This is a genomic window from Vibrio sp. 2132-1, from assembly GCF_033344315.1.
Map to the genome: position 1 here is coordinate 1 of NZ_JAWPON010000228.1, position 785 is coordinate 785.

Annotated in this window: 1 pseudogene; it reads left to right on the forward strand. The window is 45.7% G+C overall.

The features are described 5' to 3' along the window. Nucleotides 1-511, forward strand: a pseudogene (locus R8N47_RS24595) (Preprotein translocase subunit SecY); the annotation flags it as partial. Between the last annotated feature and the right edge of the window lie 274 nt (nucleotides 512-785).

Below are 785 nucleotides of genomic sequence, written 5' to 3' on the forward strand. Positions count from 1 at the left end.
AGACAGCTTGCCTCCGGTGACACAGGGCTCGGTCATCGGTCTGATCGATAGCCTTGCAAATGCGTTCGGTACGACATCGCAACAAGCTCAGTTATGGCTGGTGGTGTTCTTATCCATCCTGCTCGATTTCTTTGCGGCGTTTTTTGTTGGCTTGATTGGTGAAGAACAACGTTTCCGTCATTATTACCGTCGCTACGCAGGCATGACCGTGGCATCAATTCGCGATATTGACCCAGAACCAGCGGGTTATCTTCCACACATTAAGGATGAAGATGAACCCGCCATTGAGCCAAAAATTGAAGAACCGGAAGAGCCAAAAACACTGCTAGAACAGGTGAGCGATGCCCTTAAAACTCATCAAATCACGTGTACGAAAAAAGCGGTAGCGAAGCAATTTAGACTTTCTGCGGAAGAGGTAGACAAAGTCTTCGAAGAGCTTGCAGAGCTTGGGCTGGTGGGTAAAAAAGCCAACCACCATTACCATTGGATAGGTCAAGCCGAAGCCGCTTAATGGTCTAGACTCAGTAAACCATTAAAGAGCGTCGAAGGACGCTCTTTTTTTATTTTCAGCCCTAAAGCACCTATTTCAGTAGGTGATAATTTACTTGGTTTCATCGTCTTAATGGAAGGGGTACAATCCATCTGAGATTGTTATCAATAGTAATTGTCTGGATGAACAAGCAAGCTGGCTTAGTCTTTGAGTTGCTCATTTGTCCGGATTAGCATCCCTCCTAGCATAGAGAAAAACGCATGAAAATCAGCCCTTATCCGACTGGTCGCTTCAA